Annotated in this window: 8 protein-coding genes and 2 pseudogenes; 4 read left to right on the top strand and 6 right to left on the bottom strand. The window is 72.0% G+C overall.

The window, feature by feature from the left end:
- Positions 1-18: 18 nt before the first annotated feature.
- A complete protein-coding gene (locus ACFXAE_RS35940) occupies positions 19-1,413 on the bottom strand; it encodes an NAD(P)-binding domain-containing protein (RefSeq protein WP_384723857.1) in 1,395 nt (464 codons plus the stop codon).
- Positions 1,414-1,517: 104 nt separating this feature from the next.
- Here ACFXAE_RS35940 and ACFXAE_RS35945 point away from each other — a divergent pair, with 104 nt between their 5' ends.
- Complete coding sequence (locus ACFXAE_RS35945; RefSeq protein WP_384723860.1) at positions 1,518-1,883, top strand: ArsR/SmtB family transcription factor; 366 nt, start codon at positions 1,518-1,520, stop codon at positions 1,881-1,883.
- A 29-nt stretch (positions 1,884-1,912) separates the two neighbouring features.
- Here the strand turns inward: ACFXAE_RS35945 and ACFXAE_RS35950 are convergent, their stop codons facing one another.
- The 5 genes and pseudogenes from ACFXAE_RS35950 to ACFXAE_RS35970 form a co-directional block, all read right to left on the bottom strand.
- Complete coding sequence (locus ACFXAE_RS35950; RefSeq protein WP_384723878.1) at positions 1,913-2,146, bottom strand: ArsR/SmtB family transcription factor; 234 nt, start codon at positions 2,144-2,146, stop codon at positions 1,913-1,915.
- Positions 2,106-2,855: pseudogene (locus tag ACFXAE_RS35955) on the bottom strand (FAD-dependent oxidoreductase); the annotation flags it as partial. The gene ACFXAE_RS35950 and the pseudogene ACFXAE_RS35955, both read right to left, overlap by 41 nt.
- A complete protein-coding gene (locus ACFXAE_RS35960; protein WP_384723863.1) occupies positions 2,816-3,067 on the bottom strand; it encodes a DUF2180 family protein in 252 nt (83 codons plus the stop codon). The gene ACFXAE_RS35960 and the pseudogene ACFXAE_RS35955, both read right to left, overlap by 40 nt.
- Complete coding sequence (gene arsB, locus ACFXAE_RS35965) at positions 3,064-4,182, bottom strand: ACR3 family arsenite efflux transporter (RefSeq protein ID WP_384723866.1); 1,119 nt, start codon at positions 4,180-4,182, stop codon at positions 3,064-3,066. Before arsB ends, ACFXAE_RS35960 begins: the two co-directional genes overlap by 4 nt.
- On the bottom strand, positions 4,179-4,487 hold the full coding sequence (locus ACFXAE_RS35970; protein ID WP_384723869.1) for an ArsR/SmtB family transcription factor: 309 nt from the start codon (positions 4,485-4,487) through the stop codon (positions 4,179-4,181). The genes arsB and ACFXAE_RS35970 overlap by 4 nt, the downstream gene beginning before the upstream one ends.
- A 74-nt stretch (positions 4,488-4,561) precedes the next feature.
- On the opposite strand from ACFXAE_RS35970, the gene ACFXAE_RS35975 reads away from it, so the two are divergent.
- The 3 genes and pseudogenes from ACFXAE_RS35975 to ACFXAE_RS35985 form a co-directional block, all read left to right on the top strand.
- Complete coding sequence (locus tag ACFXAE_RS35975) at positions 4,562-5,194, top strand: arsenate reductase ArsC (protein WP_384723872.1); 633 nt, start codon at positions 4,562-4,564, stop codon at positions 5,192-5,194.
- Positions 5,195-5,228: 34 nt separating this feature from the next.
- Positions 5,229-5,648 carry an arsenate reductase ArsC gene (locus ACFXAE_RS35980; RefSeq protein WP_384723875.1) on the top strand — a complete coding sequence of 140 codons (420 nt, stop codon included), beginning with the start codon at positions 5,229-5,231 and terminating at the stop codon, positions 5,646-5,648.
- Positions 5,645-6,148 (top strand): annotated as a pseudogene (locus ACFXAE_RS35985) (FAD-dependent oxidoreductase); the annotation flags it as partial. The gene ACFXAE_RS35980 and the pseudogene ACFXAE_RS35985, both read left to right, overlap by 4 nt.
- Positions 6,149-6,683 lie beyond the last annotated feature (535 nt).

The raw sequence follows: 6,683 nt of genomic DNA on the forward strand, positions 1-6,683 counted from the left end.
GAGGGGTGTTGAGGTCGGTCACGAGCCGCAGCTGCCGCCCGCCGGTGCCTCCTCGGTCACCGTGGCGGCGGGCGCGCCGACGCCGATCCGCACGAGCGCGGGCGCCGGAGCGGGAGCGCAGCAGCCGCCGTCGGCCTGCCCGGCGTCCGGGTCGTCGAACAGTCCGGCGCCGCCGCACACTCCGGTCTCCGGAAGGGTGAGTTCGACGCGGTCGGCGGAGGCGAGGTCGCCGGCGATGGCGGCGGTGACGGAGCGGACCTGCTCGTAGCCGGTCATGGCGAGGAAGGTGGGGGCGCGCCCGTAGGACTTCATGCCGACCAGGTAGACGCCGGCTTCGGGGTGGGACAGCTCGCGGTGGCCGTGCGGGTAGACGGTGCCGCAGGAGTGCTGGTTGGGGTCGATCAGCGGCGCCAGCTCGGTGGGTGCCTGGAGCCGTTCGTCCAGGCCGAGGCGGATCTCGGAGAGGAAGGACAGGTCCGGGCGGAAGCCGGTCAGCACGATGACCTCGTCGACCGGGTCGAGGCGACGGCCGTCCTCACCGGCCAGCACCAGGCGGCCCTCGCCGTCGCGCTCGATCGCCTCGGTGCGGAAGCCGGTGACCGCGTCGGCGTACCCGTTGTCGACAGCGGCCTTCGCCGCGAGCCCGAGGGCGCCGCGGGCGGGCAGCTGGTCGGCTTCACCGCCACCGAACGTGGAGCCCGAGAGGCCCCGGCGCAGAATCCACACCGCGTGCGTGCCCGGCTCGTCCTTGGCTACATCGGCGAGGGTGGCCAGCGCGGTGAAGGCGGAGGCCCCGGAGCCGATGACGGCGGTGCGCTTGCCTGCGTACCGGGCCCGGATCGCAGGGTCCTTGAGGTCGGGGACGCGGTAGGTGACGCGGCCGGCGGCCGCGTTCTCTCCGAGGGCGGGCAGTCCGCTGGCCCCGGCCGGGCTGGGGGTGGTCCAGGTGCCGGAGGCGTCGATGACGGCCCGGGCGAAGACGCGCTCTTCGCCGTCGGTGGTGGTGAAGTGGACGACGAAGGGCTGGGATTCGCGGTCGGCGTCGACGATGCGGTCGCGGCCGGTGCGGGAGACCCCGGTGACGGTGGCGCCCACGCGGACGTGGTCGCCGAGGACGTCGGCGAGGGGCTGGAGGTAGAGCTCGGCCCAGTCCCCGCCGGACGGGTAGGTGGTGGCGTCGGGCTTGGTCCAGCCGGTGGGGGCGAGCAGCTTCTCCGCGGCCGGGTCGGTGAGCTCGCCCCAGGTGGAGAACAGCCTGACGTGGGACCACTCGCGCACCGCGGAGGCTGCGGCCGGTCCGGCTTCCAGGACCAGCGGTTCGATGCCGCGCTCGACAAGGTGGGCGGCGGCCGCGAGGCCTGCCGGGCCGGCGCCGATGACGACGACCGGCAGGTCCGAGGTGGTGGTGGTCATGGTGATCGTCCTCCGGGTTCGCGCGGCCCGGCCCGGGCCACTGCTTCGATCGCTGTCGATATCCCGACCTTGCCACGCACATCGATGAGTGTCAACATAGACACATGTCGAAGTCAGAGGTTGTCGAACTGCCGGTCCTGGACACCGGGGCAGTGGTGCCCTGCTGCCCGCCGATCACCGCGGGGGAGCTGTCGCAGGCGGATGCGGAGAAGATGGCCGTGATGTTCAAGGCGCTGTCCGACCCGGTGCGGCTGCGACTGTTCTCCCGTGTCGCCTCGCACCCCGGTGGCGAGGCGTGCGTGTGCGACATCTCCGACGTCGGCGTGTCCCAGCCGACCGTCTCCCACCACCTGAAGAAGCTGCGCGAAGCCGGGCTGCTCACCTCCGAGCGGCGCGGGACCTGGGTCTACTACCGGGTCGCCCCGTCCGTGGTGGCCGCGATGTCCGCCATGCTCGACCTGGGCACCTGACCGATCGCGGCCTCACCGGTCGCAGGTCGTCAGGCGCAGCCCGGCGGGCAGCAGCGCGCCAGGTACTCCTGGAGTGCGCCGAGCCGTTCGGTCATGCTCGCGCCGTCGGCGCGGTAGAAGACCTGCTTGCCCTCCTTGCGGGAGAGGACCAGGCCGCCGCGGCGCAGCAGACTGAGATGTTCTGAGGCGGTCGACGGCTTCAGTGCGCACCGCTCGGCCATCTCGCCGACGGTCAGTTCCACGCCGCCGGTGAACTGCTGCATCACCTTCCGCCGGGTTTCGCTCGCCAGGGCCTTGAGGAAGTCGGCCGTCGATGTCGTCGGCCAGGTAGCGGGGCGGGCGCTGGGTTGCCCAGGTGAGGTCGACGCCGTCGTGGGCGGCGAGGTCGGCGGCGATCTGTGCGCCGGAGTTCCCGCCGCCGACCACGACGACCCGCCGGCCGGTGAAGTCGGCGGGGCGCCGGTAGCCGGTGGTGTGCAGTTGGCGGCCGGCGAACACCTCCCGGCCGGGGACGGCGGGCAGGAAGGGGCGCCACCAGGTGCCGGTCGCCGAGACGACCGCCCCCGCCGTCCAGACACCCGTGTCGGTCTCCACCCGCAGCCGCCCGGCGTCGGGCCGTACGGCGCTCACCCGGACGGGGCGTTGCACGGGCAGGTCGTAGCGCTGCTCGTAGTCGGCCAGGTAGTCGACGACGTGTCCGGCCTCCGGGTACTCCTCCCCCGCCTGGGCGGGCATGAGCCGTCCCGGCAGCGAGGAGAACGCCGCCGGGGAGAACAGGTGCAGCGAGTCCCAGGTGTGCCGCCAGGCCCCGCCCGGCGCGGCCCGGGCGTCGAGGACGACGAAGTCGAGCTTGTTGCGGCGCAGGTGGTAGCCGACGGCGAGCCCGGCCTGCCCGCCGCCGATCACCACCACCTGAGCGTGCCGGCCGCCGGTCACGGTGTCCGGACGAACTGCGCGGACTGCGGGCAGCACGCGGCGTTTGCCTGATGGGCCGCCGCGCAGGGCCCGCACATCAAGCGCCGCACCGGCGGCTCGACAACCACTGCGCGGTACACGGGCTTGGTGCAGATCGGGAACTGCTCGCTGATCCGTGAGTGCTGCGCGCACACGGCCGCACCGCACTGGACGCAGACGCCATGCGCCAGGCTCTGGCCTCCCGCGCCGTGACAGTCCGGGCAGTTCACCTCGCTCCCCTCACCGGCTGACCGGCGCCGGCGGTGAACTTCTTGCGCCAGGCGAGCGCGACGTAGACCAGGCCGATCAGGACGGGCACCTCGATGAGCGGGCCGACCACGCCGGACAGGGCCTGGCCGGAGGTGACGCCGAAGGTGGCGATGGCGACCGCGATGGCCAGCTCGAAGTTGTTGCCCGCCGCGGTGAACGCCAGCGTCGCCGTGCGGTCGTAGGCGAGACCGAGGCCCTTGCCGAGCAGGAAGCTGCCGAAGAACATGACCGCGAAGTACACCAGCAGCGGCAGCGCGATCCGTACGACGTCCAGCGGCTGCGAGGTGATCGTCTTTCCCTGCAGGGCGAAGAGGATGACGATCGTGAACAGCAGCCCGTAGAGGGCCCACGGCCCGATCTTCGGCAGGAACTTCGACTCGTAGGACTCGCGGCCCATCTTCTGCTCACCGATCCGGCGGGTGAGGAACCCGGCCAGGAGCGGAATGCCGAGGAAGATGACGACGTTCAGGGCGATCTCCCACATGGAGATGTCCAGGTGCTCGCCGTCCCCCAGACCCAGCCAGCCCGGCAGCAGGTCCAGGTACAGCCAGCCCAGCAGGCCGAACGCGATGACCTGGAACACCGAGTTCAGCGCGACCAGGACGGCGGCCGCCTCGCGGTCGCCGCACGCGAGGTCGTTCCAGATGATGACCATCGCGATGCAGCGGGCCAGACCGACGACGATCAGGCCGGTGCGGTACTCGGGCAGGTCCGGCAGGAAGATCCACGCCAGCGCGAACATGACCGCGGGGCCGACGATCCAGTTGATGACCAGCGAGGAAACCATCAGCTTCTTGTCGCCGGTGACGGAATCCAGCTTGTCGTAGCGGACCTTGGCCAGCACCGGATACATCATGATCAGCAGGCCGAGCGCGATCGGCAGAGAGATCCCGCCGATCTCGATCTTCGCCAGCGCGTCGTTCATCCCCGGGATGAGGCGGCCCAGGCCCAGGCCGACGGCCATGGCGAGCAGGATCCACACCGCGAGATAGCGGTCAAGGGTGGAGAGCTTCTTGACGATCGAGTCGTCCCCGCCGGCGCCGGCTGACGCGGTGGTGGGCGCGGTGGAGGTCACGGGCAGGCCCTCTTGTTCTCGGCAGCGGTACGGGCGGAGGCGGCCAGCGCGGCGAACTGCTCGGACAGCCCGGCCAGGACGTCGGGCTTGAGCTTGAAGTAGGTGAACCGGCCGCACGGCTCGGTCTCCACCAGGCCGGCCTCGCGCAGCACCTTCATATGGTTGGACAGGTTGGTCTGCCTGGCTCCGGTCTCCTCCACCAGGTGCGTCATGCAGAGCGTCTCGCGCGCCAGCAGGGTCACGATCTTCAGGCGGAGCGGATCGCCCAGCACCCGGATCACATCAGGATCGACTGAAGTCAGCATGCCCTGATACTGTCACATCACCACACGCTGATACCAGCGCGGAATGACTTGTTGGGCGCGTCGAAGGAGTTCCCGTGTCCGCCTCCTCCCTGCCCCTCCTGCCCGACCAGCGCCTGGCCGCCGGAGTCGCCCGCCTCGCCACCCGGCACGCCGGCCGCTTCTCCGCCGAGACCGTCCAGGCGCTGCTCACCGACTCCTACAGCCTCCTGGCCTCCACCGCGCAGGTGCGCACGCAGCTGGTCGTGCCGGCCGAACGCTTCACCGCACAGCGTCTGGACGCTCTCGCCCACGTCCGGGGCGGCCCCGGCAGCGGGCTGCCGCGCGTGCTGTTCGTCTGCAGCCACAACGCGGGCCGCTCCCGGCTCGCCGCCGCCCTCCTCACCCACCGCGCCGCGGGCCGGGTGGCCGTGTCCTCCGCCGGCACGCACCCCGCGGCCGAGGTGGAGCCGTTCATCGCGCAGGTCCTCACCGAGGCCGGCGTCGACGCCGCCGGGGCGTTCCCCAAGCCGCTGACCGACGAGGTCGTCAGGGCCGCCGACATCGTCATCACCATGGGCTGCGGCGGCGCCTGCCCGATCGTGCCCGGCCGCCGCTACCTGGACTGGCCCGTCGCCGACCCCGACGGCGCGCCGCTCGCCGCCGTCCGCGGCATCCGCGACGCGATCGACGCCCGCATCACCGAACTGCTGACCTCCCTGCCCGCCTGAACCACCCGCTGGTCCCATCGTGAAGGAAGAACCCATGTCCACCGCCCCGCTCGCCTCCGTGCTCTTCGTCTGCGTCCACAACGCCGGCCGCTCCCAGATGGCCGCCGGATTCCTCACCCACCTCGCGGGCGACCGCATCGAGGTCCGCTCCGCCGGCTCCGTCCCCGGCGACCAGGTCAACCCGGCCGCCGTCGAGGCCATGAAGGAAGTCGGCGTGGACATCGCCGACGCCAAGCCGAAGATCCTCACCACCGAGGCCGTCCAGGCATCCGACTACGTCATCACCATGGGCTGCGGCGACGCCTGCCCGATCTTCCCCGGCAAGAAGTACCTCGACTGGGCCCTCGAGGACCCGGCCGGCAAGGGCGTCGAGTCCGTGCGCCCCATCCGCGACGAGATCAGGGCCCGCATCGAGGCCCTGATCGCCGAGATCGACGCCACGCAGGAGGCATGAACAGCGTGACGCACCCCGACGGCGTGCGCGAGGTCATCGTCATCGGCTCCGACCCCGCCGGATACACCGCCGCCCTCTACACCGCCCGTGCTTCGCTGAAGCCGCTGGTCTTCGAGGGCGCGGTCACCGCCGGCGGCGCGCTGGTGCAGACGGCCGAGGTGGAGAACTTCCCCGGCTTCCCGGGCGGCATCATGGGCCCGGACCTGATGGACAACATGCGGGCCCAGGCCGAACGGTTCGGCGCCCAGCTCGTCCCCGACGACATCATCTCGGTCGACCTCACCGGCGCCGTCAAGACCGTGACCGACAGCGCGGGCACCGCCCACCGGGCCAAGGCCGTGATCGTGGCGACCGGCTCGCAGCACCGCAAGCTGGGCCTGGCGGGCGAGGACGCGCTCTCCGGCCGGGGCGTGTCGTACTACGCCACCTGCGACGGCTTCTTCTTCCGCGAGCACGACATCGTGGTCGTCGGCGGCGGCGACGCCCTCGCCCAGACCGCAGATGCTGCAGCCGGCAACCCCCACGCTCCGGGGCGGCACAGGCATCCGTGGACAGGCTGATCGTTCTCCACCGGACGGGGCAGCCAGGAAAAACCGAACATCACGCTGCTCGAACCCGAGCTGGTAGCGGAAACCGGCGTCGACATCGCCCACGACGCCTCCGGCCGCCCCAGCCGGAGGACCGGTGCGCACGTCGGCGTACGCGTCGACCACGTCGCTGCGGACGGGGCCGGAATCGGTGAACGTGCGGAGTTCGGTCCCGGGTGCCGTGGTCATGCGGTGACCCTCCAGGCGTCGCGGGCGTGCTCGGCCCAGGGCTGAGAACGGGGGCTGCCGAGGGGTCGACACACTGCCGCCGGCGTCACCGGCGCACGGCCGCCCAGTGGCCGTGGACGGCGTCTTCACCCCCGCCCGCCCAGCCGGAGGCAGCGGCCGGCACCGGGAACGGGGTGCTGCAGCGGGCGACGCGGGCTTCCGGCGGGGCCGGGGGCCGGCCCCCCCCCCCCGGGCCACAGCGCGGGGCCGACAAGAGCCT

The organism is Streptomyces sp. NPDC059454, assembly GCF_042749965.1.
In the GTDB taxonomy this organism is placed as follows: domain Bacteria; phylum Actinomycetota; class Actinomycetes; order Streptomycetales; family Streptomycetaceae; genus Streptomyces.

Bases quoted from the DNA above. Each gene is read 5' to 3' on its own strand.
- ACFXAE_RS35940 (WP_384723857.1), bottom strand. From the start codon at position 1,413: ATGACCACCACCACCTCGGACCTGCCGGTCGTCGTCATCGGCGCCGGC.
- ACFXAE_RS35945 (WP_384723860.1), top strand. From the start codon at position 1,518: ATGTCGAAGTCAGAGGTTGTCGAACTGCCGGTCCTGGACACCGGGGCA.
- ACFXAE_RS35950 (WP_384723878.1), bottom strand. From the start codon at position 2,146: ATGCAGCAGTTCACCGGCGGCGTGGAACTGACCGTCGGCGAGATGGCC.
- ACFXAE_RS35970 (WP_384723869.1), bottom strand. From the start codon at position 4,487: ATGCTGACTTCAGTCGATCCTGATGTGATCCGGGTGCTGGGCGATCCG.
- ACFXAE_RS35980 (WP_384723875.1), top strand. From the start codon at position 5,229: ATGTCCACCGCCCCGCTCGCCTCCGTGCTCTTCGTCTGCGTCCACAAC.